This is a genomic window from Desulfatiglans parachlorophenolica (assembly GCF_055394735.1).
Window position 1 is genome coordinate 508,660 of record NZ_AP042460.1, and the last position, 26,037, is coordinate 534,696.

Genomic DNA, 26,037 nt, shown 5'->3' on the forward strand with positions numbered 1-26,037 from the left:
ACAGGGGTGATCAGGGCTCTCAGGCCTATGAAAAGAGAAGGATCCAGGTTGGATCATCCCTGTCGTGATGAGTTCGAGAGCCCCTTTCCGGACGGAAACTATCTCAACATCATATTCGGCAGACATAAAACCAGTGCGGGAAAGACGGTGATGACAAAAAGCACCGCAAAGATCGCCAGGAGAAAAGGGGCGACGCCCATGAAGATCTGTTCGATGCGGATGTCCTTGGCTACGCCTGCAACCGTGAAGATATTCAGCCCCATGGGCGGTGTAATCAACCCGGCTTCCATCATGAGGACGGCGATGACGCCGAACCAGATGGGGTCGAATCCCAGTGTCAGCACGATGGGGAACATCACCGGCATCGTCAGTACCATCATGGAGATGGCGTCCAGAAAGCAGCCCAGAAAAAGGTAGATCAGGACGACGATAGCCAGAACGGCGAAGCGCGATACGGACAGGTCCGATGCCCAGGCCGCGACCTCCATCGGGATGGTGGAAAGGGCCAGAAAATAGCTGAAGACGTTGGCGCCGGCAACGAGAAAGAGCACCATGACGGAGGTGCGCAAGGCCTCGGTCAGCCCTTCCAGGAGATTACGCCGGTTCAAATGCCTCTTCAGGAGGGCTTCGAGCAGCAGGAGCGTCGCGCCGACGGCTCCGGCTTCGGTAGGGGTGAAAAAGCCCAGGTAGATGCCGCCCATGACGATGAAAAATATGCTCAAAGGCTCCCATACGCTGAGCAGAGAACGAAATTTCCGCTTCCAGGAGACCGGCTGTGGGTTAGTCGGCGCCAGACCCGGTTTGAGCTTCACCAGAATGACGATGATGCCGATGAAGGCAAGGGACAGGAGAAGTCCCGGGACGATGCCTGCGATGAGCAGTTTTCCGATGGATTGTTCCGTTAACATGCCATACACCACGAAGCCGATGCTTGGTGGAATGAGGAAGCCCAGGGTGCCGCCGGCGGCGATCGCGCCGCCGGCAAAACCCGGGTCGTAGCCGAATCGCTGCATCTCGGGCAGGGCCACGGTGCCCATGGCTGCTGCCGTTGCGACGGAAGAGCCTGAGACGGCTGAAAATCCGGCGCATGCGCCGATGGTCGCGATCCCGAGGCCGCCCGGAAACCTCCGCAGCCAGTGATCGAAAGTCCTGTAGAGTTCCCGGGTCATGCCGGAACTTCCGGCGAATCCCCCCATCAGGATGAAAAGGGGGATGACCGTATAGGGATAGTAGGCGGCCACTTCATAGATCGTACGTGATGCGACGGGCAAGGCTGCACCGATGCTGGTCAGGTGGGCGATGCCGGCAAATCCGGCCAGCATCAGGGCGAAGGCGATGGGCATGCCGAGAAAGAGCAGGAGGAAAACCCCGGCCATGCCGATCAGCCCTGTCGTTACCGGGTCTAGAATCACCTTCTTATGAGTTCTCCGATGGTGTCGACGAGTTCGATCAGTAGCTCCAGCCACAGGAAAAAGGCGCCCAGAGCAACCAGCAGCCTGAAGGGCCATTGCGGGATCCGGAGCATGTCGGAAACTGCGCTGGTGCCGAATGCCAGGAGGCAGCCCTGCCAGAAGACGATCCCGATGATCATCAGACTCAGGGAGGTCGTGACGGCATTCAGGAAAAGACGCCCGCGTTCGGGCAGCCGCGAAGTGAGGACCGAGACGCGGACATGCCCCCGGACTTGATGGGTATAGGCGAGGCCGAGAAGAATGAAGACCGCCAGCAGATAGCTCGAGAGTTCAACCGTGCCGCTGATGGGGGCGCGCCAGAAGGTCCTGCCCAGGACGTCTCCCGCCGTCAGGAACATCATGGGCAGGAGGAGAAACATCCCCGCGTGGCACAACCCGCGATCGATGCGCTGGATCCTTTCTTTGATGGCCGTCCAGGTCATGAGCGATACATGATGGTGTCGACCGGTCGGTCTTTCCGGGTCTATTTCTTCCATTCGCTCGGAAAGGCCACGCACTCGACGCCGTGTCGATGGGCTTCTTCAGCGAAAACGTCAACGGCCTCACGTGCGGGGAGGCCCTTGGCCTCCAGTTCGGCCACCCATTTGCGGGTTTCGTCCCGAAAGACCTCGAACCAGCGCTCTTCTTCCTCCTGCGGAAGCCGATAAAGAGACACCCCCTTCTTCTCGATTTCTTTCATCATGGTCCGGTAGACGTCCCGGTTCAATCCTCCGGTTGTCTTGAAGGGGTTCCCCACGACCTCTTCGATGATCGGCTTCAGGTCGTCGGGTGTCTTCTCCCAGCTCTTGCGGTTCATGACGACCCCTTCCGAAACGCAGCCGAACGTGACGATGACTCCGTGCTTGATGACCTCCGGGAGTTTGAAGGCCAGCATGAGCGGTGGGCAGGTCACGACGCCGTCGATTGTGCCGGTTTCGACCGCCAGATAAACGTCACCCAGGGGCATGAAAACCGGTTCGGCGCCGATGGCGTGGATATACCGGGTCTGATGGCCACCCGGGGTGCGCAGTCGGAGCCCTTTGCAGTCCTCGAGGGTACGGACCGGTTTCTTGGTCCACAAAAAGGCCTGGATACAACCATTCAGTTCCAGGACTTTCACGTCGGTGAACTCCTCCCGGAGAACCCTTTTGTAGGTGGCGTTGCCGATCTCGACCCCGACCTCTTTCCCATCGACCCACGCCGCGAGCGAGAGGACATCGGTCAGGGGGAAGCGCCCGGGTGTCCATGTGGCTGTGAAATAGCCCATATCCGAGAGGCCCTGGGCAACGATGTCATAATGCTCGGGGCCGGTGCCGAGGGCGCCGCCCGCATAGAGGGTATAGGTGATCCTCCCCTTGCTGCGTTTATGGAGTTCTTCGAGCATAGGAGCCCAAACCGTCTTGACCTCGCGGCTTGCCGGCGGATGCCAGGTGCTGAACTTGATGTGGATGCTGTCTTCGGCTGAAACGGTAGAGACGAGCGAGAGGCTGATCAGAACAGTCCAGAATAGGCTGAAAATCGTCGAAAACCGGGTTTGGAGCATCATCCGGAAACCCCCTTTACAATGTCCTTGGGCAGTAAGGTACGGCGGGTCCGCTCCGGTTCGTTTCCGGTCGCACCCGACAGATCTTTCTCGGGGATGCGGCGGTTGCTGACCCTTGTGACGTCGAAGGAAACCGTGGCAACCGGGGGCACGATCGTGACCTTTCCATCCGGAAATGGTCTTTTTTGCCAATCTCGGCCTCGATCTGCACGTTTGCTTGTGCGGCGACCACCAGGTCGCCTCCGCGCTACCGCTTGATTTCCTGGATATTGGCAAACCGGGACCCGCCGCGAAGCGGTGGGACTGAGCACGCGGAGCGTGTGAAGAAAAAACCCTCATTTCCGGATTGGAAACTGGCCTGTACCGGGAAATCATTTCCGGATGGAGACGACCTGGCCTTCATTATGTGAATCGACGGGATTGCCTTGTCAAGTAAAAACGCGAAGATTGCGGGACCGGGACACCGGAGGTTCGGCGGCTTCCCGGTTTGCAGCGGCCGTGCCCGTGCCCGGCCGACACAGGGAGGCGGTCGGGGATCAGGAAACGAGGTCGGGTGGGGCTTACTGCCAGAAGGGAAACAGGTGGTGCACTGGTCCGTGGCCCTTCCCGAGCCGGTAGGGGACGCCGGCGCAGATGGCGGCATGGATGTAGTCCTTGGCCTTACGGACCGCCTCCGGGATATCGAGTCCGTGGGCCAGATAGGCGGCCACTGCGGCGGAAAGCGTGCAGCCCGTCCCGTGGTTGTTCTGTGTGAGGATGCGCGGGGCCTTCAGTTCGATGAAGCGCTCCTCCTGCGGCAGATATAAGATATCGCTGCTTTGCGGGTCGTGTTCGAGATGTCCGGCTTTCAGCAGGACGGCGGCGCTGCCGAAGGCGGAAAGCGATCGGGCGGCGGCGCGCAAATCCTTCAGTTCTTCCTGCTCGATTCCCAGCAAAACGGCTGCCTCCGGCAGATTGGGGGTGATGACGTCCGCCAGCGGGATGAGCAGTTCCTTGAAGGCTTCCACCGCGTCGCCGCGAAGGAGCCGGTGCCCGCTCTGGGAGACCATGACGGTATCGAGCACGATCCGCCGCACACGGTGTTTCTGAAGCCGGGCGGCCACGGCGGCGATCAGTTCGGCGGAATAAAGCATGCCGATCTTGACTGCATCGGTGCCCATATCGCTGAAGACCGCCTCCAACTGGGCTTCCACAAATGCGGCGGGGACCGGGTGAATGTCCGTCACCCCCAGGGTGTTCTGGGCCGTGAGGGCGGTAATGGCCGACATGCCGTAGCAGCCGAGGGCCGCGAAGGTCTTGAGGTCGGCCTGGATGCCCGCGCCTCCGCCGCTGTCGGAGCCGGCGATGGTCAGCGCCTTGCGGTAGGTGCGCGGGGTGGGGTCAGCTTTTGACGGAATGGTTGTCATGAAGGTCGCCTGTCTGAAAGTGGTTCCAGCCTGATGGCGTAAAGGCGATGATTGTGCCGTCGCGGGTCTCGAGCTCCAGCCGCCGCGAGTCTGTCATCCGACCGATCGGGTAGAGAGGGCGTCCGAAGAGTGCACGGTACTGCTCCGCGAGGGTCCGGGCCCTGGAGGGGTCTACCGTGCAGACGAGGACGTAATCTTCACCGCCCGAGAGGGCAAAGTCAACGGGGTCGAAGCCGAAGCGCTCGCAGAAGCCCGGGAGGTGCCTCGATAGGGGGATCTTTGCCGCCGAAATCACCACCCCGAGCCCGCTGGCCTCTGCGATATGGCCGAGATCCGAGCTGAGTCCGTCGCTGATGTCGATGGCGGCGTGCACGCCCCCCGCGCCGGCGAGGAACCGTCCTTCGGGGAGATGGGGTCGCGGCCTCAGATGGGCATCGACCAGGTCCCGGAAGCCGGGGGATTCGGGGCCTGCTTCGTGCAGGACGAGGTGCAGCCCGGCCCGGCTGTCCCCGAGGGGGCCGGTTGCGAAAATGATGTCTCCCTCTCTGGCGGTGTGGCGAAAGAGGATCTCCTTTTCCGGCACCTCGCCGGTTACGGCGACATTGATGACCAGATCCCGGCGTGAACCCGTGGTGTCACCTCCGAGGATATTCACGGAAAATGCCTGGGCCAGGGATTTCATGCCGCCATAGAGCTGATCGAGGTAGTCGAGCGGAACTCCTTCGGGGATGGCGATACTCACAAAGGCCTCCCGGGCGGTCCCCCCCATCGCCGCTATATCGCTCAGATTCACGGCCAGGGATTTGTAACCGAGGTCGAAGCCGCTGATCCGGTCCCGGATGAAGTGGACCCTTTCGACGAGCAGGTCGGTGGTGAGCAGGGTGATCTGGTTCTCCGCGGCCCGGAAGGCCGCCGCGTCATCACCGATGCCTTTGACCACGCCGTCCGGGCGGACGAGGCACCCCTGGCTCACCCTGCGAATGAATCCGAATTCGCCGATCTCCTTCAGGCCCATTGCGCCTTTGCCCTTTCAATGGCGGCCCGCAGCCGCCTTGCAGCCGCCTCGGGGTCTTCTGCGGATACGATGGCCGAAACCACCGCCAGGCCGCTGCCGCCGTGGCGGATGACCTCCGCGGCGTTTTCGTAATGAAGCCCCCCGATGCCGACAAGCGGCAGCCGGACGGCGGCGCGGATTGCCGCCAGACCGGAGAGTCCAAGGGCGGGGGCGGTGTCCGTCTTGGTCGGGGTCGCGAAGATGGGGCTTACCCCGACATAATCCGCGCCCTCCGCCTCCGCACGCAGCGCGTCTTCCAGGCATTCTGCGGAAATCCCGATGACGGCCCTGTCGCCAAGGATCGCCCTCGCCCTCGGAAGCGGCATGTCCGTTTGGCCGAGGTGGACCCCGTCGGCCTCGACGGCCAGCGCGACATCCACGCGGTCGTTGATGATGAGGGGGACGCCGTATTCGTGGAGAAGGTTCCGCACAGCGAGCGCCTCCTCAATGAAGGTCCGGGTGGAGCAGGACTTTTCCCGCAATTGGACACAGGTCACACCGCCTCTCACGGCGGCTTCCACGATGGCGCGTGTCGGACGTCCGCGGGAGAGGCTGCGGTCTGTGACGAGATACAGGGAATAATCGATTTGTTTCATCTGCATGGGGGCATCTCTTTGCCCGAAAGCCGGGGGGCTTGATGATTGACTTCTCTAAATTTACGACGATGGTTCCCTTTCCGGCGGAGATCGTTCTGCGAAAGAAGCGGAAGCCTTTGTGCCCATGAGCCTTTTGTCCCAAGGTTTTGGAGCTGTTGGCCATGCCTGTGTCCAAAGGCGATATTCAGATGGAGCCGTGGTTTTCACGGTAAGGGGAAAATCCTTTCATCACGGTCTCCCAGATGGAGGGCACGCAAGGTGTCGATTTGCACCGGGGGCCGCTTTTACGGTTGCATGAACCGGCAGCCGGCTGCCAACGCCTCCGGGCTCAGGTTGTACAGGGCGTCGATGAGGGCGGTCATGAAACTTCCCGGGCCATGGGAGGTCGATGCCCCGATTTCGCCTGCCAACCCAAAGAAGGCGAGCGCGGTCGCCGCAGCGCTCCAGGGATCGGGGTCGACCGCGAGGAAGGCCCCGATGGTGACCGTTGCGGCGCAGCCGGTCCCCGTGATGGTCGACATCAGGGGGTGCCCGTTCCCCACCATCACGGTCCTCGCGCCGTCCGTGACGAGGTCCCTAGGGCCGGTGACGGCGAAGACCGCACGCTGGTCCAAGGCCATCTCCTCGACCCTGTCTCCGAGATCTTCGACGGTGTGCAGCGAGTCTACCCCTTTGGTCTTCGAGCCGGTCCGGGCCAAGGCGAGGATCTCTGATGCGTTCCCCCTGATGACGGAGGGCTTTGCCGCCTGCATGAGGTCCAGGGCGGTCCGTGTTCGGAGTTCGGTGGCGCCGGCGCCAACCGGATCCAGAATGATGGGTTTGCGCAGTTCGGCGGCTTTTCTGCCGGCCTTGAGCATCGATGCGATCCACGGGCCGCTGAGGGTCCCGATGTTCAGAACCAGCGCCCCAGCCAAAGAGACCATTTCCTCCACTTCCTCCTCGGCGTGGGCCATGACCGGACTGGCGCCCATGGCTAGAAGGGTGTTGGCGGTGAAGTTCATCACCACGAAATTGGTGATGCTGTGGACCAGGGGCTTCTGGTTCCGGACGGATGTCAGATTGCGAACTGCCTGTTCCCTCAACGTGTCGAGCATGTTGAAACTCCCCAAAAATGACGAATCAAAAAAAGCCGCAACCCACAGCGCGGGAAGCGGCCTCCTGGTCCATCCGAATGAATGCAGCCTTGCTTCTTTTCCCTACGCTGGCATAACCCAGATCAGGTTCAACGGGTATAATCTCAGGCCTTTTCAGCCACCCCGAAATCTGATTTTTCCTTGAATTTGTTTCATATTATAAAAGACTATCATGAGAATGTCAATAACGAGTATCCATCCGGAAATGATTTCCCTATAGAACCCAGTTTCCAATCCGGAAATGAGGATTTTTCTTCACCGCTTCGCCGCTCAGTCCCACCGCTCCGCGGCGGGTCCCGGTTTGGCCAATATCAAGGAAATCAAGCGTTTGCGCGGAGGCGACCTGGTGGTCGCCGCACAAGCAAACGTGCCGATTGACGCCGAGATTGGCCAAAAAGACCATTTCCGGATGGAAACTAACGAGTTTTCTGCCCGGATGGACATGGGATGAGCACTCGATGCATATTTCAGGGAAATCCTCGATACCGCATTGAAAATCCATTCAGGTTCAGCCATGCTACCGAAGGGGATGTACTTTGACAGATGGGTTCCGGGGCTTGTTTCCGTCCTGTGAAGATGCAGAAACGATATCCGTGAACCCCCATGGGGCCGTGTTGCCCCGTACAGCGGCCATCCGGTTCGAACAGAAAAAGAGGCTGAGTTTCGGATGAATGCGGACAGAGAGGCGGAGGGGCGGTTGAGTGCCCTGGGCGATGCAAAGGATGCCATGAAAACACGTAGACATGTCTTTATAGGAACATCGGGGTGGTACTATCCGCACTGGGTTGGACCGTTTTATCCGGCCGGCCTCAAAAAAGATCGATTCCTGTCATATTATGCCGACCGGTTCCAGAGCGTCGAGATCAACCACTCGTTTTATAAACTTCCGGAAATAAAGGCTTTAGAGGCCTGGAAAGATACGGTTCCACAAGATTTTACCTTCAGCGTCAAGGCAAGCCGCTATATCACCCACATGAAAAAACTGAAGGATACGGAAGAGAGCCTTTCCCTCTTTCTGGAGAGAATCGATTTCCTGGGGGAGAAGCTCGGCCCCGTTCTCTTCCAGCTTCCCGGCCGCTGGGGGTACAATCGTGAGCGTTTTTACCGGTTTTTGCACTCCCTCCCTGCGGGGTATCGATTTGCTTTCGAGTTCCGGGACCCAAGCTGGCACAACCGCGAGGTGTACGAGTCCCTTCAGGAGAGCGGAGCAGCACTCTGTATTCATGAAATCGCCGGCTGGCTTTCCCCGGTGGAGATGCCCGGCTCGTTTGCCTACGTGCGCCTCCACGGGCCCGGCGCGGCCTATCAGGGGCGGTATGGCCCACAGGCGCTTTCGGAGTGGGCTGGAGCCCTGGCGGGCTGGGCGGAGCGAGGTGCCGACAGTTACTGCTATTTCGACAATGATGAGGCGGGGTATGCTGCAGAAAATGCGCTGATGCTGCAAAACATGCTCGGTGTTGGGAGGCCGGCCGCTTGAATATCTTTATCTTTCGGGCCTTTCAGAGGGTTCCTCCCAGGGAAGGGCGGCGCCACCGAAGGGCCGGTTCGTGAACGAGGCCTTCAGCCCGCCGCTATGCCTTGGGATTGGCGCGCGTCGCGGTGTTCTCGATATTCTTCAAGGGCAAGCGAAATCGCTTTTCCGGAGATTTCTTCAAAACGCTTTTCCACGGACGGTACTCTTTCGACTCGCCGTCTACCCGCTTCGGATCCCTCGCGTTCTCCAAAGGAGGACAATGACCTCCCACCCAAAGGGACTGTACCGTCCGGAACAGGTTCACGGTGCAGATGAAAGTCGGCCAGGAGCAGGATATCGGCCTCCTCCACCGCCCCTGTGGATACCTGGTCGAAGTGTATAGAGGCAACCAAGGTTTCGGCCACACGCCCGAAGCCGATATAGCGCAGAAACGCGGGCAGGTCTTCCGAAGGCTTCGATGGTATAGGTTTGAGGTGGTGCAGCAGCGCGGCCGCCTCCAGGAGTTGGAGGTCCAGAGGGTGCTTACATGCCGTGAGAATACGCGCCAGGAAAGAAGCCAGCCTCGAGGTCTCCTGACTGTGCCGGAGCTCTTCCGGCGGGGTGTGCCGGCTTTGAAGCAGGACGAGACATTCCTCCCGGTCCGGGATGTCTTGAAGGGGCAGCACCTCCAGAAGGGATCGGTACTTTTCGGGTGTATCCATGTCGAGGAGCATGAGCCGGTCGGGGACGTCCACTTCCACACAGTGCTCAACATGGGCCTGGAAAAAACCTCGCAGCCCATATGGGCCTCGCCATTGCAGGACGGCTTCGGCCCAGCCCCGGTCCAGCAGGGGAGGGTGGCCTCGTCTGCCGGAGAAACGCGGAATGAAGATCCCCTTGTAGTTCAAGACATCGAGGGCCTCCGTCAGGAAGTGAAAGGTGCCGGGCCGGAAGAGCGGTGTATCCACCGGGAGAATAAAAAAACCATTGAGATCCGAGGGGAGGCTTTGGATCCCGGCCTGGATGGAGGAGAACATCCCCTCTTCGAAGCGAGGGTTGTGGACCGGTACGGCTCCTGATCCGCGCAGATGCCCTGCGAGTTCTTCTGCACGGAATCCCGTTACGACACGGATGTCGGCCAACCCGATGCGCTCGAGACGATGAACGATATAGTCCACCACCGTCATTTTCCCAAAAGAGAGGAGCGGTTTGAAGGCGCCCATCCTGGAGGAATATCCGGCGGCGAGGACGATTACCCCGAGGCGTTTTTGCATCGGCAGGGCTCCGAGAATGGAAACTCCTTCGGGTGAACTGGTTTTGGAGGTCCACGCATGGAAGCGGTCCGTGCCGCCTTGGAGCCGTTAAGGCGGCAGCCATCCCGCTCTGACGCGCGGCCCCAAAACCAGATCCCGTCAGGAGTGAGGGTATTGAAACGGCCCGTCGATGGGCTTGTGCAATAGGCGGTTTACCATTCCTGGTCTAGATCGACACCCAGCCGTTCCCATTGGGCCGCACCCTCGGCCTCGCCGCGGCCGACTTCTTCATCGCTCCAGGGTTCCAACACGAGGGAGTCGGCGATCAGTTCCCAGATGTATTTCACTTCGTATTTATAATCCGGGTAGAATTTGGGGATGCGCTTCATGATCTGGTCATGGCAGTTGGAGCACGCTACCACGACTACGTGAGCGCCGCTGTCCTTGATCTGGTTGTACTTCATGCGGCCGTGCCAGGCTGCTTCTTCCTCGTAGGGGCCGGGCCACATGCCTCCGCCGGCGCCGCAGCAGAAGTTGTTGGCGCGGTTCGGTTCCATCTCCACGAAGTCATCGACGCACTGCTGGATGATCCAGCGCGGTTCATCATAGTATCCCTTGCCGAAGTGCCGTTCGAGTTCACGGCCATGTTTGCAGGAGTCGTGCCAGGTGAAGATTTTGCCAGCGTTCACGCTCTTATCGATTTTGATGCGGCCGGTCTCGATAAGCTCTTTCAGATAGTCGTAGAGGTAGATGTAATTGATCTCGTTGTCGGGGTTTTCGTGGACGCACATCTTCATGCCTTCCCGGCAGCCGTAAGATCCGCCGCCGCAGTCGGGCATGATCATGCGCTTGATCCGATGCGTTTTCACGAAGTCGATCTTCCGGCGCGCAAGCTCCTTAATGGCATCATAGTTGCCGGTAAAAAGCCCCCAGTCAACCGACTCCCAGTTTTCCGACGGGACTGTCCAGTTTTCTTTGGCGGCATAGAAGATTTTCCACCACCATTTCATGTCATCGTTGTCCGCAAAGACCTCTTTGGAGTTGGGGAAGAAGAGGATATCGGCATCGTCCTTGTCGACGGGGACGTAGAAGCCGGGCAATTCCTCCTCGGCAAGTTCGTTGCCGAGGTCCGAGAGCAGGAAGAAATAGTCTGTCTGGGGAATGGCCATGTTGTTGCCGGTAGTCAGGGCATTCGCGACGCCCTTGTGGAGAATCCCCGGGACCTCGTCACGGGGCCGCAGATGCTTCATATGCAACATGATCCAGGGGATGTCGATGCCCATCGGGCAGGCGTAGGCACAACGGCCGCAGCCGGTGCAGAGCCAGGGAAACTTGGAATTCACCACCTCGTCCAGCATGCCGAAGATCAGCATGCGCAAGACCTTGCGGGTATCCCAACCCTCCATTCCAGGTGTGCCGGTGATGGGGCAGCCATTGGTGCAGGTGCCGCAGGTCAAGCAGGTGTTGAGATCGAATTTGGATAAATGGTCCTGAACGTCGGTAGGTAGTTTTTTCGGGCTGAAAGCCTCCATCATGTCATCCTCCAATTCCCGGGGCTGCCTGGCGATTCTCCTGGCAGGCGAGATCCCCGTTCAGTATGCGTGTGTTCCCTTTCCGGGTGGTAAAGCCCACATCATCCAGGTATTCCAGCACCGGAATACCAACCGTTCTACCGTAGCCCAGGATTTCCTTGCTGTCGGACAGATCAAGAAAACCCTTTTCCCGGATCCGACGGCTTATTTTGCGTTTGATTTCCCTGAGCGCTTCCGGTGAGAGGAAGCGTCGATTTCCAAGTCGAATCAGTCGTCCGGCTGCATGGAGATAATCCAGGAGGCGCTGGATTTCGTTCTTGTTAAGGCTCCGGCCGTGCGCCTTCCAGAAGGTGTCGGCGCTGAAGGGCACCAACCGGCATTGGTCTGCAAAATCCAGCAGCAGACCGGCCAACTTTTCCCGCTTTTGGGGCAATTCGACCTTCAAGTGGGGAATAGCATAGCAACCGTTGACTTTCACGAAGGCACCCCCAATGCAAAGCTCATCCAGCGCTCGCTGGAAAGGGGCGTCGTCGATAGGGATGGTGCAGGCGTTACGGAGTTCTTCCGTGCTCAGAACTCGTTTGAGGGGATCTTGTCGCAAAAGAGTCTCAGCGGTTTGGACGAGGTTTCTCTTGAAGGTTTCAAACCGCTCTTTATGGACAAAACCCGCGCTTCCTACGGCTGTGAGAAGGCCGGCAGCAGCCCTGCGGGAGAATGTATCCCTGAGCGCCTGTTTTGTCAAAGAGGTTTTGCACAAAAAGTCCGAAGGGTTCAAAAGCCTCAGGTGGTTTTCTGCAAACAGGGCGTCCAGGAAGGCGTCGGCATCCTTGTTACGAAGCGCCTGAAGACGGGGAAGGAAGCGTTCGGCCTTGCACACACGAAATTTTTCGTTTGGGATCTCGAGAATTTCTCCTCCCCCGAGAACGGTGGTCAGATTCAGCGGGCAGATGATAAATCGGTCGCCTGGAGCGACAGGCAGCGGTCTCAGAAGTCGGAACTGGGCGAGACCCGATTCCCCTGGCCCGAGCTGTTCCTTAGCCATCAAAAGAACCAGGGCGTTTACCGCTGCCGTGCCCGCATAGAGTTTGACACGTTGGCGGTCCCGGAGAGGTTGGACGGCATGGGAACGGATCAGGACGTGCGTATCGATCAAATAGGTTGCCCCGAAATGCCCTGGATCGACGAGGGCCATCCCCCTGCGCGCGGATTTATTCGGAACCTTGGCGAGCGCGATGCCGACGCGCTGGCCGGCATAGGCGATGTCCACGGGGCGGTGGTGGACTTGCAGCGATCGCACTCTGGTCAGGATATGGGGGGCAGGGAGGAAGAGAGGGCTATCCACTCGAAGGATGCCCGACGAAAGGGTGCCGCTCACCACGGTTCCGAACCCGCTCAAAGAGCGCACCTGATCGATCCAGAGACGAACAGGGGAGTTCGAAGTCTTGGGCGACAGATTTCTGGCTGTGGCGTCGATCGCATCCATGATGTCATCGAGCCCTTTGCGGGTCATTGCTGAAAAGGGGATGATTGGACGATTTTCCAAAAATGTGCCGGTGACGGCATCCGCAATCTCCAGCGCCGCCAGTTCGGCTGTTTCACGATCGACCAGATCTGTCTTGCTTAGGACGACCAGGCCGCTTCCTGCCCCCATGAGAGACAATATGTCGATATGCTCGATCGTCTGAGGCATCACGCCATCGTCGGCCGCCACAACGAGAATACCGAAATCCACGGCGCTGAGACCGCGAATGGTGTTCTTGAGGAAATCGGTGTGACCCGGCACATCAACGAGGGCCAGGTGCAGACCGTTCGTGTCTCGAAGCGGGGCGATGCCTGCGTCGATAGACAGCCGCCTTTCCTTCTCCTCACGCATACGGTCGGTGTCTATGCCGGTCAGACAACGGACCAGAGTGGTCTTTCCATGGTCCACATGGCCGGCAACGCCAGCCGTCAGATGTTTTTCCATGAGTCTATCTCCAGCAATCTTCTTGCTTTGCTGAGAACGCCGGGTGTTCCTCCAGGTGATAGCATGCTGCAGTGATCCGGACTGTTCCGGCCCCGCTCCGCCGGTGCGCGATTATTGTGTAGGGGGCAAGGGGAATCGAACCTCCTCCCCGTTTTGCAGACGAGGCCGACGGGTTTGAAGCCCGCGGGGCGCCCAGCGCCTTTGCCCCCGAAAGCGGCCCCGAAGCTCTGGAAGTTCGTTTTGGAAAAAACGATTCTACCCGATCGGAGCCGGATGGGCGGGATGTTATTTCGGAAGATACGATTTGTCAAACTTAAAAAACCGATAGTAATGCCAGGCCCCGCTGGACCGGCCTATAGTTTGTGGGCGTGGCGTATGAGTCGGTCCGTTTTTTTGTTTGACAATGTATCGAGTGTTCGATATGGTATCGAACACTCGATACATGTTCAGGTTCCTTTCAGTTTTATAGGGGTTTGGTCTCTGACAAAATGCATCCGATGAGGTGCCCCGTGCCTTGAACCTCCAGCGAGTGTCCATCCGGAAATGATTGAGCGACGACCAGGTTTCCAATCCGGACATAAGGATTTTTCTTCACACCCTTCAGGTGCTCAGTCCCACCCCTCCGGGGCGGGTCCCGGTCTGGCGAATATCCAGGAAATCATGCGTTTGCGCGGAGGCGGCCTCCAGGTCGCTGCACAAGGGACTGTGCAAATTGAGGCTTGGATCGGGAAAGAAGACCGTTTCAGGATGGAAATGAGCGAAGGAGGGACCCGAGATGTCTGAACACCAGGGGAGCAGGGAAAAACTCATACAAGTGGCCGTTGACCTGTTTGCGAGCAGGGGGTTTGCGGGAACATCCATCCGGGATATCGCGAACATGATGGGGATGAGCATCTCGAATATTTACCATTATTTCGGCAACAAGGAAGGTCTTCTGCTGGCTATCCTGGAGCACACGTCCAATACCCTGCTCGAGAGGCTGCGGGAGGCCTTCGAAAACGATCAGGCGCCCTTGCAGAGGCTGAAGACCCTCGTTCAGGCGCATCTCAAGCTTTCCAGGGAATTTCAGAAGGAATCGAGGATTTTTTTTCTGGACGAAGAACGTCTTTCGCAGGAAGGACACCAGATCAACCGGAAAATCCAACGGGAAATTCTGGAGATGTATGTTGAGGTCCTCAACGATCTTCAAAGTGCCGGTCTGGTCCACACCCGCAGCATCAAGATCCTGGCTTTCAACATCCTGGGGGTGATCAACTGGCATCTCAAGTGGTTCCGGACGGAAGGGGAGCTTTCCCACGAAGAGGCCGTGGAGGAGATCCTGGCGTTTATCCTTTATGGCGCTTTGGGCTCTGGGCGGTGGGAGTGAATCGGTTCTCAGGTTCGGAGACTGCAGGGGATCAGGATCTGAGCGGCGAGGTGTGGAACGGCGAAAAGGAAGAGTAGGTCCCGAAACGTTGAAAGGCCGGGCGTAATCTCGGCTCAAACGCAAACTTCAGGGAGGCGGATCATGATGCAGGCAGTGGTGTTGATGGAAGATCATCGGGTTGGGATGGCCGAGGTGCCGGAGCCCCGGCTGCAGAAAAACGACGATGTCCTGGTGAAGGTGACCGCCGCGGCCATCTGCGGCTCCGACATCCATATCAAACACGGGCAACTGCCGGGGATTGCCCCCGGGACGGTTATGGGGCATGAGTTCGTAGGCGTGGTGATGGAGACCGGCGCGGACGTGAGCCGCTTCAAGCCGGGCGACCGGGTGTCGGTCCCGGCGGCGGTCTGGTGCGGCACCTGTCCGGCCTGCAGGCGGGGACAGATCCAGTACTGCCCGAACGGGGGTGTATGGGGGGGCGGGGAGTTCTTCGGCAAAGGTTTGGCCGGTGCCCAGACCAGCAGTGTGCGGGTGCCCTATGCGGACATGTGCTTGACACCTATCCCCGATCATGTCCCGGACGAACAGGCTGTTTTTGTGGGGGATGTCTTCAGCACCGGGTATCACGCCGCGTTGGAAGGCCGGATCGGCACAGGGGATTCGGTGGCTGTGTTCGGCTGCGGGCCGATCGGGTTGGCGGCTCTTGTCTCGGCCTGGCAGATGGGGCCCCGTGAGGTCTTTGCCGTGGACATGTTCGACAACCGGCTGGAGATCGCACGGCACTACGGCGCCACTATTATCGATGCCCGTGAAGAGAATGTCGTCGAACGGCTGCGGGCGGCGACGGGCGGTGAAGGGGTGGATGTGGCGGTCGAGGCCATCGGGAACCCAGCGACCTTCCAGCAGGCCCTGCGATCGGTCCGTCGGGGCGGGACGGTGTCTGTAGTCGGGCTTTTCCCGACACCGGTGGAGTTTCCCTTGAACGAACTCGCTTACTACGGCGTACGCCTGAACATGGGCCTCGGGAGCCTCGCCCACATGCCGCAGCTGATGGGATTGCTCGCGGCGGGCCGGGTGGATCTTGCGCCCTTGGTGACCCACACATTCGCGCTCGAGGATGCCGTCGAGGCTTATGACCTTTTTGAAAACCGCAAGGATGCCTGCATCAAGGTCATCCTGAAGCCCTGACGGCTCGCCGGCACGGCGGATTTCTGTCGGGAAGGTGTTTCCGTATGAAGGTCCGCCGTGCGGAAAAGACTGTTCGATGACGCACCCAGTCCTTTTGTGCGAGGCGGTCTTCACCCCTCCGGCTGAAGAAGGCTGGAAAGCCGAGTTCATCGGGGCGGAGTGTCCCGCATGCAACCGGGTCTTCTTCCCGATGCCGGCCGGCTGCTGAATGCTCGTAAGAGAAGTGACCTCCTCAGGCCGAGACGGGTAGACGGCTCGGCACCACCATCACCTGGGCGTTCGGCAGGGTCTGTCTGAGGCCGGCTTCCAGGCGATCTATAAGGGTGTACACCTCTTTCATCTTTCGTTGACGGTCGAATTCCAGGAACAGTTCGATGAAAACGTGGCTGCCGGAGCGACGGGTGCGAAAGCCATGGATTTGTTCATAAGCGTCGAAGTTGGCGGCCAGTTCGCGCAGGATGATGAGTAGGTCGCGCTCGTCGAGGCTCCGGTCGAGCAGGTCGCCGACCGAGCCCGAAAAGACATCCCGCGTGGATTTGAGGAAGCTGAAAAGCAGGATGGAGGTGGCGCCGACATCCAGGAAGCGTGTCCAGGGCGCGCCGTGAAAGACGAGGGCGAGTCCCACGGCCAGGATGATGAGCATGTCCTCGAGGGCACCCATGCGGGCCATGCGCCACATGGCGCTGAAGATGGGCGAGTGCTCGGTCCGGCTCAGACGCAGGTTGCGGACCCAGAGCCAGACGGAAACGGCACAGGAAACAGTGGTCAGCAGCATTGCGGTCAGGCCGCCTTCCTGCTCGGCCGGGTGACGGATCTTCATCAAGGTTTCGTAGCCGATGAATAGGGCTGCAAGCAGCATGGCGATGCCGACCACCATGCTGGAGATGGTTTCCAAGCGCCCGAATCCGTATGTGTTGCGGAGGTCGGTATGGTGCGCCATGCGCTTTACGGTGTAGAGGGATAGACCCGAGGCGAGGGCGGCGGTCAAAGCGATGACGAAGTTCGCGACGAAGACAAGGGAATTGGAGGTGAGCATCCCGATGGTGGAGGCGCCGACCGTGTATAGCTCCATGGCGAGCGTAACCGCCAGCAGGCGGAGCTTGGTGGTGTTGGAAACCGCTGCAGAAAAACCGCTCATGACTATGGCCTCTTGAATAAGGTAGTTTCCATCCGGAAATGGTCTTTTTGATCAATCTCGGCGTCAATCTGCACGTTTGCTTGTGCGGCGACCACCAGGTCGCCTCCGCGCAAGCGTTTGATTTCCTTCATATTGACAAAAAATCCTCATTTTCGGATTGGAAACCGGGTCGTGCTGGATCAAGCATTTCCGGATGGGCATTCCCTAAATTTTTAAAAAATACCTGATAAAAAAACGGGGTTTTCCTGATGGACGCAGGAAAGGCCTTAGGCTATCCTCTATACACTTCATAAATAACTGTCATTTACTTCCTCCGGAAATAGCCTTTTTGTTCACAGGTGGGGCCTGATGGGTTCTACCCCTCCTGACGTAGGCGCAGGCTTGATCGGTCCCGACGTCCATCTTTGAGCTTGATTTTGCAGCGGCCTTCGTATTTTTTGTTTGAACGCTTGATTTCCCCTGCATGAGGGAAAAAAATGATTTCGGGTAATGGGTTTCCCCGCTTGATAAGCATTTTCCGATGAGTTTTTATGTGACAATTGTTTCGATAATCATAAACAATATCAAACTAAATTTAAATGCGAAATAATCTTCCTGAATGGCCTTGACCGTTTCATCCCATCGCTTAGGAGCGGGCTCCGATTTTGGCGTAATCGATGCTTGCGTATTTTTCTGTAATAATCTCCCATTTCAGCACAAATTAAAAGCAAAAGCGATACCGGCATAGGTCGAAAAGCAGTTTCTGGAAGGTAAACTGTCAGTGAAGATATTGTAGGACGGCAATGTGGTGCCGACGATCTGATCGGAGGATCACCATGATGAACACCAATAAGTGTGGCAATATTTTGTTAGTAGATACCGATTCTGCTTCGATAGAAGTCCTTGCTGCTATCCTCAGTAAGGAAAATCATAAAGTGAGTCAAGCTTGTGATGGCGAGAGTGCTATTGATTTTATTGAAAATAATGACGTTGATGTGCTTATCGCCGATGTACGGATACAAGCACCAAATGGATCTGAAATTTTCACATACATTAAAACAAAACATCCTGATATACCTGTGATTATTATATCAAGTTATGGAACAGTCGATTCTGCGGTTCATGCGATAACAGAGGGTGCATTCTACTATTTTTTGAAACCACCGGATTATCTTAAATTGAGAAAGATAGTTGCTAAGGCGGTGGAGGTCAGACACCTGAATAAACTTGTCATAGAATCTCAGCTCAAAGGAACCGAGGAGAAAGATTTCAGATTCATCGGAAGGAGTTTAGAAATACGAAAAGTTATGAGAATCATTGAGACAATTGCGGATTCCGAATGCAATGTACTGATTACGGGAGAGACAGGAACTGGAAAGGAACTCGTCGCTAGACAGCTCCACGCTTATAGCAAAAGGTGCGCCAATGAATTCGTACCTGTGAATTGCGCAGCAATTCCAAAGGATCTCTTGGAGGCCGAGCTTTTTGGCTATGAAAAGGGGGCGTTTACGGGAGCGATTGCCGCCAGGACGGGAAGATTCGAAAAGGCATCGGGTGGGGTGCTTTTTCTGGACGAGATAGGGGATTTCGCTGTGGGCTTGCAGGCCAAGCTTCTTCGAGTGCTCGAGGATAAAGAGATCGAACGGCTTGGCAGTAATAAATCACGACGTGCGGATTTCCGTTTGATTTGTGCTACGAACACTGACTTAAAAGGGAAGGTAGCGAGCGGAGAATTCAGGACGGATCTTTTTTATAGAATAAATGTCGTAAATATCAATTTGCCGCCGCTTTGGAAGCGGCGGGATGACTTGGTGCAGTTGGCGGAAATGTTTCTCCAGGATTTCTGCAAGCGGGAAAGAAAAAAGCTTTGCTTTACGGATGCTACTTTGAAAAGGTTTCTGGGTTATGCGTGGCCCGGAAATGTGCGGCAACTGCGGAATGTGGTGGAGCGCGGAGTCGCAATGGCGCAGGGAGAATTATTCGATCTCGAGCATCTCCCACCGGAAGTGAAAGATATTTCTGGCAATGCCGCAGTGCTATCGGAGATCAAACCGCTGTGGCGTTTGGAGACGGAAGCGATTCAGAAGGCACTGCGTACGTTTGATGGAAATATATCGCAGACGGCTCGGTCTCTTGGTATTTCGAGAAAATCGCTTTATAAGCGGATTAAAGAGAATCAAGTTATAAATATATCTTGATAACTTTTGAAATGATTGTCTAGCCTATATTTAGTATTCATCCGGAAATGTTTTGTCCAGCACGACCCAGTTTTCAATCCGGAAATGAGTTTTTTGGGGCAAAGTTAAGAAAACAAGCGGCGGCGCGGAGGCGACCTGTAGGTCGCCGCACAAGCAAATGCGCAGATTGGCGCCGAGATTGGCAAAAAAGACCATTTCCGAATGGAAACTAAATACAATTTCGATAGAACAGTGAACCCGGGCTTAAAAACGCGATACATGTCCGCAAAAACATCATCTGCTAGATTCGACTACGCATAATTTCAATCGACGTTGGCCGTTCCATAGCTTGGCTATGCTGAACTGCTCGTTGTTATCATCAACATGAAAAAGACCATAAGGAAAGAAAATATTTTCCAATCACATTTCTACTACTCATAATTATCACCCTCCTCTCTATCGTTAAACATCGATCATAATTGTACATTCACGTTGTCTGTAAAAATAAACGTGAATCATTCCACAAACTTTCAATCACAATTCAGATCATCCTGAGCATAACCTCTCTTATACATATTTTAGTATAAGTAATATTTAATTCGATACTGATACAAAACGCAATCGGGAATTCACTAATAATTAATCGATATTTGTCTTAGGGTTAAAAGGTCAATCCGCCATTTGAAAATAGCTGTCATCGATTGCATGGACGATATTTGCATGATTATCTTCATATCTTTCCCTGTTCATCCAAACAACAGCCGTAATCTGACGATGATCGGGACACTTTTGCAGATCCAACTGTGAAAACGCTCACATGCAGCGCATCGCCGAAGAATAGTTTTCATAAACAGTTCAAAAAACGGAAGTTCAAGGAGGGGCTTGGCTCCCTCTCTCCAAGAGGAGGGTTCGCCGGGAGAGGCGCTGACCGACACGTTTAGCAGGGCAGCGGGCTCCGGACCTGGGCTGCCCAGCCGATTGGTTCCAGGGTTCGCAGCAAGATCAGACTTCCCGCCCGGGAGGGTCCGCCTGAGCAAGGCGACCCGGCCAAGAAAATCCGTTTTTCACTTATTGAAAGGTGTTCGCTTGGCATAGAACTTCCGGTAAGAAGTCGAGCCGGGAATTTTTTCTAACTCCATCAGAGCGGGATGATCCTTTTTGCCGATCAGACGTCGTCGGGCAAAGTGGTTCGAAATGAAACACCGAAAAATTTCCAAGAAATCCTAAAAACTTGCAGAATCATTGTTTCGATTGGAAACAGCAGAAGGACGGTTTAGGGGTAAGAATGTGGCGGAAGGAAACAGATTGAAGAGAACTCTTTAAAAGATCAGGCCGTCAAGTATCCCGCGAAACAAGTGAATATGCGATTCAAAACATCTGCACTCGAAACGACGCCAGCCTAATCTACTGAATATTATGCGACAATTTTCTCGGCCAGACCGGAAACCTCGGATTCCTTACGCTTTAGAATCAGTTGTGCTGAGCAAAGGGCACAAAATTTGCTTAATGAGCAAGGTAATTAGTATCCATCCGGAAATGATTTCCCTATAGAACCCAGTTTCCAATCCGGGAATGAGGGTTTTTGGCCAACATCCAGGAAATCAAGCGTTTGCGCGGAGGCGACCTGTAGGTCGCCGCACAAGCAAATGTGCAGATTGACGCCGAGATTGGCAAAAAAGACCATTTCCGGATGGAAACTAATTATCAGCATATTCCAGAGATCTGGCGGGCAACATTTCTCATCTCGATTACAGCCTACTGCACCGCATGTATGAGGAATGCGTATGATGTCTAAAATGCATAGCTTTGATCTCTGCTGGTATGCAGTTTATACCAGGTCAAGAGCGGAGTTCAGCCTTGAAAAGGAACTGACTGGATCCGGTGTTCATGTGTATCTGCCGACTATCAAAAGATTGAGACAGTGGAGAGACCGGAAGAAATGGGTCACTTTTCCATTATTTCCTTCATATATCTTTATCCATACCCATCCGCGCCAAAGAGAATTTTCGAAAGTCATCCTGGCTAAGAACGTCGTCAGAATCCTGGGATCCAGCTCTGATGGACCGGAGGCTATCCCCCAAGAGCAGATTGTCAATTTGATGAAAATCGCTGTGGACGGCCCCGACATCAAAGTCGATCAGAATCTGAAGGCCGGCATGCGCGTACGGATCAAAGACGGCCCCCTCGAAGGAACAGAAGGGATCATCGAAAGGCCGCCATCAGCCAATCGATGCACCTTTTATGTGAATATTGAAATCCTTGGCAGATCGGTGGGAGTCGAAATCCGTTCTGATTCCCTCGAAATCTTGCAGTAAAATATTTTTGGCTAAGGGTTTCCCATATAGGTCCTGCAGATCCTGCAATCTAAATTGATTGCATTACAGATTTTACGATCCAATCAACTCTTCCATTAAATGAGATCATAGTATTAAAAATAGAGGCTGCGTCTGTAGCTGAGAGGCCAGGAGTGTATCTTTCTCAGCAATCACCTCAATCACATTTGTTATCAATTATTGCCATTTTCAGAATGATTATCAATAAGGTGCTGTCATGCTATTCCTAAAACAATATATTTCCACCAGAGGATCATTTCTGTTGATGACAGGCGATATTATTTTATGTTTTTTATCAATCTATTTGGTGTCACCTTCAGCTTATAATCTGATTGATATAGTTAATGAATACAATATTTTTAGTTTTGATCACTCCATAATGTTTATAATAACAATCATTTGTTTTTCAAGCATGTCAGCATTATATGTGCGCGGAAAACAATTTGAAAAATTTACTTGTCTTGCGCGCATCGTTACCAGCAATATACTCGCATTTGTCTTTCTTATTTCAATAATACACATTTCATCGCTGAAATTTGATAGACATCTTCTATGGCTATCAATTATTACATTTATGATTTTTCAATACCTGTGGCATTTTTTTCATAGCAACGTAGCGGAAAATCTTTTTCATTCTACAAAAACAGTTCTCCTAGTGGGCTCCGGTGAGCAAGCAGCGATGATAGGTGCCACCGCCGCAAAAGAGAAAGGCCGGTACAGCCTGCTCGGCTACGTAGCGGTACCCAACGAAAACAACCGGATCAAAGGGCTCAATGATCTGGGCGATTTTCAATCACTGGATAAGATCGTAACGAAGGTAAAACCTGACATCATCGTCATTTCGCTATCCGAGCGTAGAGGATTCATTCCGTCAAAAGAGCTTCTTTCAGCTAAGTTGAACGGCACAAAAATAATGGATGGCCCATCATTTTATGAAGAGGCCAGTGGGAAGCTTCTGGTTGAATACATCAACCCGAGCTGGATGATATACAGCGATGGCTTCCATAACAGTTGGATCACATATTTTATCAAAAATATTATGGATAATATTCTGGCAGCACTAGGGATTATAACCGCATTACCCATTTTTTTAGTTTTATCTGCATTAATAAAATTTGATTCAACCGGTCCTATTCTCTTTAAGCAGGTTCGCATCGGAAAGGATGAAAAACCATTTATACTATATAAATTCAGGACGATGGTAAACGATGACGGAAAAAGCGCCATTCACCAATGGGCTACAGAAAATGATCCACGAATCACACGTGTCGGAAAATTCCTCAGAAAATCGCGTTTAGACGAAATGCCACAATTGTACAATATTTTGAAAGGCGATCTGAGTCTCGTCGGACCACGTCCCGAACAGCCTGGATTTGTAAAGGAATTGAAAGAATCAATCCCCTATTATTCCGAAAGACATTTTGCGAAACCAGGATTAACTGGCTGGGCGCAAGTAAATTACCCTTATGGAGCGTCAGTGGAAGATGCAATCGAAAAGTTACGTTATGATCTCTACTACATGAAGAACCTTTCGATTTGGCTCGATGTCTTTATTCTACTGAAAACGATCAAAGTGATCCTTTTTGGGAAGGGTGCCCGCTGAATTCGGCTCACTCCATGAACGATAGAGATACAACACCACTGCCTCGAATTCCGGTTATGTGGGAATCTGAAATGACAGGCTTTGGACGATATTGTACCACGTAGTGTCGATCCGGAAATGGTTATCCAGCACGACCCAGCTTGCAATCCGGAAACGAAGAGATTTAGCCAATGTTTGTGAAATCAGGCGTTTGCCCTGAGGCGGCTCGCAGGCCGCTTGACAAGCAACCGTGCTGATTGAGGGCGGGATTGGCGAAAAGACCATTTCCGGTTTGGAGACTAGGTAACGGGGGGGGTACAAGATGAAATATTCCATGGCAAACCTCGAAAAAATCGCATCAAAATGGGACGTGATCGCCATGTTCATCGTCGGATGTGCTCTGTCTGGACTCATGAACGTAGGATGTGCATCCAGACAGGACTTTAGCCAGATTCCAACCGAAATCCCCCGGGATACCTCCGTTGTAGAGGCCTATCGCATCCAGAGCGGCGATGTCCTTCAAATCAAATTTCCTTACACCGAGAAGCACAATGAAGAGCTGATCGTTCAGCCCGATGGGCTAATTGTCGTTGGCGCAGCCGGCGAAATCAAGGCTGCAGGGTTGACCACCGTCGAGTTGGAGGAGGCGATCCGATCCGCATCTTCGAGTCGGCTCAGAGATCCTGAGGTTTTTGTTACGGTCACATCTTCAGCACAGAAGGTCTACGTCGGTGGTGAGGTAAGAACCGCCGGCTTTGTCCCCTTTCGGGAAAACCTCACCGCTCTGCAGGCAGTGTTTGAAAGAGGCGGTTTTACCGATGCAGCACAATGGGAGAAGATCTATCTGATTGAACTCGGAGAACATGCCGCCTTTCTCAGAGATCTGGATCTTCAACAGATTGCATCCGTGGCTCTCAAACCCAATCATGTGATTTTCGTACCCAAAACAGGCGTCGCCAAAGCAAATCAAGCTGTAGATCAATATATTCGTCGCATGCTTCCATTCAGTATGAATTACGACGTGTACAATATGAGATAGTTTCCATCCGGAAATGGTCTTTTTTGCCAATCTCGGCGTCAATCTGCATGTTTGCTTGTGCGGCGACCTGTAGGTCGCCTCCGCGCAAACGCTTGATTTCCTTGATATTGGCCAAAAATCCTCATTTCCGGATTGGAAACTGGATTGTACCGGGAAATCATTTCCGGATAGACACGAGATAACATCTGCGTGTTTACATAACATACCTCTGCGAAATAATTATTTTATTTTGAAACATTTGACATTTAGTTTGCGTAATCACAATCAATATTTTCCATACTATTCATCAGCATAATATATTTTAATATTCTCATTTAATCATTAAATCAAAAATTTATTTTCCAACAAAATACCATACTGCGCCACTATGTATAAAACATTCGGAGGTTCATACTATGGATGCTGTAAATACTAAAGATTGGAACTATCAATTTGGCAATCTTTTCTATGCGATAAAATCGCATGGATCACTGATTATGATTGTTTTTTTAATAATTTCCGTTCCACTCACAATTATATCTTTAAGCAAGCCCGAACCGCAGACTGCTATTGCAAAAATTATGTTTGAAAACAATCACAGGTTGAGCCTGGAGTTGTCCAGCCAACTCAATGAACGTGCTTCTCGCAGTACGATTGCTATTGAAAGGATGAACTCACAGGTTGAAATTTTGAAGGGGAATATGCTCGTCGAGAAACTTGTCAAAACGCTTGCAATAGCGAAATTCCCCAGTGAAGAAGATGAAATCATCAAAAGGGTTCAGCGTAACCTGGAAGCTTATCTGATGCCTGAATCCACAATTATCGAAATCTCTTATACTGATAGTGATCCCGAATTCGCCAAGAATGTTCTTAACACCCTAGTCCAGCTATACAAAGAATATTACAGCAAAAATATTGAAGGCGAAAATGTATTTGGTTTTTACACCGATCGAGTTAATCAGATTAAGCAGGAGTTGGATGATAGCATTCGGAAATTATATTTATTGAAGGAAAACGAAAATGTCTATTCCGACATTGCAACGGTTAAACATGACCTTGTGCAAAATATTAAAAGCTCTAAAAGTCAATTAAGCAATACCGATATACAAATAGCTGCACTTGAGGCGCAAATCGCATTAATAACTCATAATCTTGCTAAATTACCACATCAAATAAATAATAATATAGAAATGATCGCTAACCCTGAAGTTTTGTCAATAAAGAATGAGATTGCATTACTAGAATTGGAGAAAGCCGGGCTGCTTACAAAATATGTCGATGACTCACGTGAGGTCAAAGATCTTAATAAACAAATTGATTTTCTTCACTCTCAAATTCATAAGTATGATCCTGTTGTAGAAGGAAGACGCACATTTACCATAAACCCTCTCCGCGAAAATCTTCGCACTCTGGAGATGAATCTGTCAACGGAACTCGATGGGTTGCAGAAGTCGCGAAATGAACTGATCCGTTTAATTCAGGCCGACGAAAGCCGCCTGGCGCATCTTGACAGAGTGGAATACCGATTCATCAGCGCCGAGCATAAGGTGGCAACCGCAAAGAAGATGCACAGTTTCTATCTTGGCAAGCTCGATGATGCCCGTTTTGTCGAAGCAATGAACAGACTGGAAATCACCTCGCTCAACGTGATTCAATCAGCGCAATTGAAGCAGGGGAAGCGCCTTGCAGCACTTTCCTCAGTGGTTACCGGCACTGGACTGGGCGCGGTGATTGCGGTCGTCTTCGCACTTCTCCTGGAACTTTTCAGGCCGCGTTTGAGCCGTCCGGATCAGATTCAGGAGATTCTGGGCATACCTGTACTAGGTTCAATCACAAACGGATACCACGAAAAGCAACGGACCTGATCGT

27 protein-coding genes and 1 riboswitch are annotated in these 26,037 nt (G+C 53.9%); of the genes, 11 read left to right on the forward strand and 16 right to left on the reverse strand.

Going from position 1 to position 26,037, the window contains the following annotated elements:
• Positions 1-98 precede the first annotated feature (98 nt).
• The 3 genes from ACZ500_RS02420 to ACZ500_RS02430 are packed head-to-tail and all read right to left on the reverse strand — an operon-like array spanning position 99 to position 2,997.
• Positions 99-1,412 carry a TRAP transporter large permease gene (locus ACZ500_RS02420; RefSeq protein ID WP_464230942.1) on the reverse strand — a complete coding sequence of 438 codons (1,314 nt, stop codon included), beginning with the start codon at positions 1,410-1,412 and terminating at the stop codon, positions 99-101.
• On the reverse strand, positions 1,409-1,948 hold the full coding sequence (locus ACZ500_RS02425; protein ID WP_464230943.1) for a TRAP transporter small permease subunit: 540 nt from the start codon (positions 1,946-1,948) through the stop codon (positions 1,409-1,411). The genes ACZ500_RS02420 and ACZ500_RS02425 overlap by 4 nt, the downstream gene beginning before the upstream one ends.
• Positions 1,936-2,997, reverse strand: coding sequence for a TRAP transporter substrate-binding protein (locus ACZ500_RS02430; protein ID WP_464230944.1), 1,062 nt, complete (start codon positions 2,995-2,997; stop codon positions 1,936-1,938). The genes ACZ500_RS02425 and ACZ500_RS02430 overlap by 13 nt, the downstream gene beginning before the upstream one ends.
• Positions 2,998-3,169: 172 nt before the next feature.
• Here ACZ500_RS02430 and ACZ500_RS02435 point away from each other — a divergent pair, with 172 nt between their 5' ends.
• The gene (locus ACZ500_RS02435) at positions 3,170-3,301 is read left to right on the forward strand and encodes a hypothetical protein (protein ID WP_464230945.1); all 132 of its coding nucleotides are present in this window, start codon (positions 3,170-3,172) and stop codon (positions 3,299-3,301) included.
• Positions 3,302-3,554: 253 nt separating this feature from the next.
• Here ACZ500_RS02435 and thiD read toward each other — a convergent pair whose 3' ends face one another.
• The 5 genes from thiD to ACZ500_RS02460 all read right to left on the reverse strand — a co-directional run bounded on the left by thiD (position 3,555) and on the right by ACZ500_RS02460 (position 7,586).
• Positions 3,555-4,400: a bifunctional hydroxymethylpyrimidine kinase/phosphomethylpyrimidine kinase gene (thiD, locus tag ACZ500_RS02440; protein WP_464230946.1), complete on the reverse strand. Its 846-nt coding sequence runs from the start codon at positions 4,398-4,400 to the stop codon at positions 3,555-3,557.
• Positions 4,375-5,415: a thiamine-phosphate kinase gene (gene thiL / locus ACZ500_RS02445; protein WP_464230947.1), complete on the reverse strand. Its 1,041-nt coding sequence runs from the start codon at positions 5,413-5,415 to the stop codon at positions 4,375-4,377. Before thiL ends, thiD begins: the two co-directional genes overlap by 26 nt.
• Entirely contained in the window at positions 5,406-6,056 is a 651-nt protein-coding gene (gene thiE / locus ACZ500_RS02450; protein WP_464230948.1) for a thiamine phosphate synthase, read from the reverse strand. Before thiE ends, thiL begins: the two co-directional genes overlap by 10 nt.
• A 278-nt stretch (positions 6,057-6,334) precedes the next feature.
• Positions 6,335-7,144, reverse strand: coding sequence for a hydroxyethylthiazole kinase (gene thiM / locus ACZ500_RS02455; RefSeq protein WP_464230949.1), 810 nt, complete (start codon positions 7,142-7,144; stop codon positions 6,335-6,337).
• A gap of 82 nt (positions 7,145-7,226) precedes the next feature.
• Positions 7,227-7,319: riboswitch (TPP riboswitch) on the reverse strand.
• A gap of 78 nt (positions 7,320-7,397) precedes the next feature.
• Entirely contained in the window at positions 7,398-7,586 is a 189-nt protein-coding gene (locus ACZ500_RS02460; protein ID WP_464230950.1) for a hypothetical protein, read from the reverse strand.
• Between the two features lie 264 nt (positions 7,587-7,850).
• Between ACZ500_RS02460 and ACZ500_RS02465 the strand changes: the two genes are divergently transcribed.
• Positions 7,851-8,660: a DUF72 domain-containing protein gene (locus tag ACZ500_RS02465; protein WP_464230951.1), complete on the forward strand. Its 810-nt coding sequence runs from the start codon at positions 7,851-7,853 to the stop codon at positions 8,658-8,660.
• 83 nt (positions 8,661-8,743) lie between these two features.
• On the opposite strand, the gene ACZ500_RS02470 is transcribed toward ACZ500_RS02465, so the two are convergent.
• The 3 genes from ACZ500_RS02470 to selB form a co-directional block, all read right to left on the reverse strand.
• Complete coding sequence (locus tag ACZ500_RS02470) at positions 8,744-9,910, reverse strand: nucleotidyltransferase family protein (protein WP_464230952.1); 1,167 nt, start codon at positions 9,908-9,910, stop codon at positions 8,744-8,746.
• A gap of 191 nt (positions 9,911-10,101) precedes the next feature.
• Positions 10,102-11,424, reverse strand: coding sequence for a (Fe-S)-binding protein (locus tag ACZ500_RS02475; protein ID WP_464230953.1), 1,323 nt, complete (start codon positions 11,422-11,424; stop codon positions 10,102-10,104).
• 1 nt (position 11,425) lies between these two features.
• The gene (selB, locus tag ACZ500_RS02480) at positions 11,426-13,387 is read right to left on the reverse strand and encodes a selenocysteine-specific translation elongation factor (RefSeq protein WP_464230954.1); all 1,962 of its coding nucleotides are present in this window, start codon (positions 13,385-13,387) and stop codon (positions 11,426-11,428) included.
• A gap of 775 nt (positions 13,388-14,162) precedes the next feature.
• On the opposite strand from selB, the gene ACZ500_RS02485 reads away from it, so the two are divergent.
• The 3 genes from ACZ500_RS02485 (at position 14,163) to ACZ500_RS02495 (ending at position 16,149) form a co-directional block, all read left to right on the forward strand.
• A complete protein-coding gene (locus ACZ500_RS02485; protein WP_464230955.1) occupies positions 14,163-14,753 on the forward strand; it encodes a TetR/AcrR family transcriptional regulator in 591 nt (196 codons plus the stop codon).
• 141 nt (positions 14,754-14,894) lie between these two features.
• Complete coding sequence (locus ACZ500_RS02490; RefSeq protein WP_464230956.1) at positions 14,895-15,941, forward strand: zinc-dependent alcohol dehydrogenase; 1,047 nt, start codon at positions 14,895-14,897, stop codon at positions 15,939-15,941.
• Between the two features lie 76 nt (positions 15,942-16,017).
• Entirely contained in the window at positions 16,018-16,149 is a 132-nt protein-coding gene (locus tag ACZ500_RS02495) for a hypothetical protein (protein WP_464230957.1), read from the forward strand.
• A gap of 24 nt (positions 16,150-16,173) precedes the next feature.
• Here ACZ500_RS02495 and ACZ500_RS02500 read toward each other — a convergent pair whose 3' ends face one another.
• Positions 16,174-17,079, reverse strand: coding sequence for a cation diffusion facilitator family transporter (locus ACZ500_RS02500; RefSeq protein WP_464230958.1), 906 nt, complete (start codon positions 17,077-17,079; stop codon positions 16,174-16,176).
• Positions 17,080-17,117: 38 nt separating this feature from the next.
• Here ACZ500_RS02500 and ACZ500_RS02505 point away from each other — a divergent pair, with 38 nt between their 5' ends.
• Entirely contained in the window at positions 17,118-17,306 is a 189-nt protein-coding gene (locus tag ACZ500_RS02505) for a hypothetical protein (protein ID WP_464230959.1), read from the forward strand.
• A 128-nt stretch (positions 17,307-17,434) separates the two neighbouring features.
• Here the strand turns inward: ACZ500_RS02505 and ACZ500_RS02510 are convergent, their stop codons facing one another.
• Positions 17,435-17,593, reverse strand: coding sequence for a hypothetical protein (locus ACZ500_RS02510; RefSeq protein WP_464230960.1), 159 nt, complete (start codon positions 17,591-17,593; stop codon positions 17,435-17,437).
• A gap of 301 nt (positions 17,594-17,894) precedes the next feature.
• On the opposite strand from ACZ500_RS02510, the gene ACZ500_RS02515 reads away from it, so the two are divergent.
• Positions 17,895-19,256, forward strand: coding sequence for a sigma-54-dependent transcriptional regulator (locus ACZ500_RS02515; RefSeq protein WP_464230961.1), 1,362 nt, complete (start codon positions 17,895-17,897; stop codon positions 19,254-19,256).
• Between the two features lie 30 nt (positions 19,257-19,286).
• Here the strand turns inward: ACZ500_RS02515 and ACZ500_RS02520 are convergent, their stop codons facing one another.
• Positions 19,287-19,451 carry a hypothetical protein gene (locus tag ACZ500_RS02520; protein WP_464230962.1) on the reverse strand — a complete coding sequence of 55 codons (165 nt, stop codon included), beginning with the start codon at positions 19,449-19,451 and terminating at the stop codon, positions 19,287-19,289.
• A gap of 1,303 nt (positions 19,452-20,754) precedes the next feature.
• Positions 20,755-20,919: a hypothetical protein gene (locus ACZ500_RS02525; RefSeq protein ID WP_464230963.1), complete on the reverse strand. Its 165-nt coding sequence runs from the start codon at positions 20,917-20,919 to the stop codon at positions 20,755-20,757.
• Between the two features lie 112 nt (positions 20,920-21,031).
• Between ACZ500_RS02525 and ACZ500_RS02530 the strand changes: the two genes are divergently transcribed.
• Together ACZ500_RS02530 and ACZ500_RS02535 are read left to right on the forward strand one after the other, a co-directional pair.
• On the forward strand, positions 21,032-21,550 hold the full coding sequence (locus tag ACZ500_RS02530; RefSeq protein ID WP_464230964.1) for a UpxY family transcription antiterminator: 519 nt from the start codon (positions 21,032-21,034) through the stop codon (positions 21,548-21,550).
• A gap of 283 nt (positions 21,551-21,833) precedes the next feature.
• Entirely contained in the window at positions 21,834-23,171 is a 1,338-nt protein-coding gene (locus ACZ500_RS02535) for a TIGR03013 family XrtA/PEP-CTERM system glycosyltransferase (protein ID WP_464230965.1), read from the forward strand.
• 54 nt (positions 23,172-23,225) lie between these two features.
• Here the strand turns inward: ACZ500_RS02535 and ACZ500_RS02540 are convergent, their stop codons facing one another.
• Positions 23,226-23,435, reverse strand: coding sequence for a hypothetical protein (locus tag ACZ500_RS02540; protein WP_464230966.1), 210 nt, complete (start codon positions 23,433-23,435; stop codon positions 23,226-23,228).
• Positions 23,436-23,472: 37 nt separating this feature from the next.
• On the opposite strand from ACZ500_RS02540, the gene ACZ500_RS02545 reads away from it, so the two are divergent.
• Complete coding sequence (locus tag ACZ500_RS02545) at positions 23,473-24,189, forward strand: polysaccharide biosynthesis/export family protein (protein WP_464230967.1); 717 nt, start codon at positions 23,473-23,475, stop codon at positions 24,187-24,189.
• A gap of 395 nt (positions 24,190-24,584) precedes the next feature.
• Positions 24,585-26,033 carry a GumC family protein gene (locus ACZ500_RS02550; RefSeq protein ID WP_464230968.1) on the forward strand — a complete coding sequence of 483 codons (1,449 nt, stop codon included), beginning with the start codon at positions 24,585-24,587 and terminating at the stop codon, positions 26,031-26,033.
• The last annotated feature ends 4 nt before the right edge of the window (positions 26,034-26,037 follow it).

Coding starts and splice junctions, on each gene's coding strand:
- ACZ500_RS02425 (WP_464230943.1), bottom strand. CDS start 1,948: ATGGAAGAAATAGACCCGGAAAGACCGACCGGTCGACACCATCATGTA.
- ACZ500_RS02430 (WP_464230944.1), bottom strand. CDS start 2,997: ATGATGCTCCAAACCCGGTTTTCGACGATTTTCAGCCTATTCTGGACT.
- ACZ500_RS02435 (WP_464230945.1), top strand. CDS start 3,170: ATGGTCTTTTTTGCCAATCTCGGCCTCGATCTGCACGTTTGCTTGTGC.
- thiD (WP_464230946.1), bottom strand. CDS start 4,400: ATGACAACCATTCCGTCAAAAGCTGACCCCACCCCGCGCACCTACCGC.
- thiL (WP_464230947.1), bottom strand. CDS start 5,415: ATGGGCCTGAAGGAGATCGGCGAATTCGGATTCATTCGCAGGGTGAGC.
- thiE (WP_464230948.1), bottom strand. CDS start 6,056: ATGCAGATGAAACAAATCGATTATTCCCTGTATCTCGTCACAGACCGC.
- thiM (WP_464230949.1), bottom strand. CDS start 7,144: ATGCTCGACACGTTGAGGGAACAGGCAGTTCGCAATCTGACATCCGTC.
- ACZ500_RS02460 (WP_464230950.1), bottom strand. CDS start 7,586: ATGGTCTTTTTGGCCAATCTCGGCGTCAATCGGCACGTTTGCTTGTGC.
- ACZ500_RS02465 (WP_464230951.1), top strand. CDS start 7,851: ATGAATGCGGACAGAGAGGCGGAGGGGCGGTTGAGTGCCCTGGGCGAT.
- ACZ500_RS02470 (WP_464230952.1), bottom strand. CDS start 9,910: ATGCAAAAACGCCTCGGGGTAATCGTCCTCGCCGCCGGATATTCCTCC.
- ACZ500_RS02475 (WP_464230953.1), bottom strand. CDS start 11,424: ATGATGGAGGCTTTCAGCCCGAAAAAACTACCTACCGACGTTCAGGAC.
- selB (WP_464230954.1), bottom strand. CDS start 13,387: ATGGAAAAACATCTGACGGCTGGCGTTGCCGGCCATGTGGACCATGGA.
- ACZ500_RS02485 (WP_464230955.1), top strand. CDS start 14,163: ATGTCTGAACACCAGGGGAGCAGGGAAAAACTCATACAAGTGGCCGTT.
- ACZ500_RS02490 (WP_464230956.1), top strand. CDS start 14,895: ATGATGCAGGCAGTGGTGTTGATGGAAGATCATCGGGTTGGGATGGCC.
- ACZ500_RS02495 (WP_464230957.1), top strand. CDS start 16,018: ATGACGCACCCAGTCCTTTTGTGCGAGGCGGTCTTCACCCCTCCGGCT.
- ACZ500_RS02500 (WP_464230958.1), bottom strand. CDS start 17,079: ATGAGCGGTTTTTCTGCAGCGGTTTCCAACACCACCAAGCTCCGCCTG.
- ACZ500_RS02505 (WP_464230959.1), top strand. CDS start 17,118: ATGGTCTTTTTGATCAATCTCGGCGTCAATCTGCACGTTTGCTTGTGC.
- ACZ500_RS02510 (WP_464230960.1), bottom strand. CDS start 17,593: ATGCTTATCAAGCGGGGAAACCCATTACCCGAAATCATTTTTTTCCCT.
- ACZ500_RS02515 (WP_464230961.1), top strand. CDS start 17,895: ATGATGAACACCAATAAGTGTGGCAATATTTTGTTAGTAGATACCGAT.
- ACZ500_RS02520 (WP_464230962.1), bottom strand. CDS start 19,451: ATGGTCTTTTTTGCCAATCTCGGCGCCAATCTGCGCATTTGCTTGTGC.
- ACZ500_RS02525 (WP_464230963.1), bottom strand. CDS start 20,919: ATGGTCTTTTTTGCCAATCTCGGCGTCAATCTGCACATTTGCTTGTGC.
- ACZ500_RS02530 (WP_464230964.1), top strand. CDS start 21,032: ATGCATAGCTTTGATCTCTGCTGGTATGCAGTTTATACCAGGTCAAGA.
- ACZ500_RS02535 (WP_464230965.1), top strand. CDS start 21,834: ATGACAGGCGATATTATTTTATGTTTTTTATCAATCTATTTGGTGTCA.
- ACZ500_RS02540 (WP_464230966.1), bottom strand. CDS start 23,435: ATGGTCTTTTCGCCAATCCCGCCCTCAATCAGCACGGTTGCTTGTCAA.
- ACZ500_RS02545 (WP_464230967.1), top strand. CDS start 23,473: ATGAAATATTCCATGGCAAACCTCGAAAAAATCGCATCAAAATGGGAC.
- ACZ500_RS02550 (WP_464230968.1), top strand. CDS start 24,585: ATGGATGCTGTAAATACTAAAGATTGGAACTATCAATTTGGCAATCTT.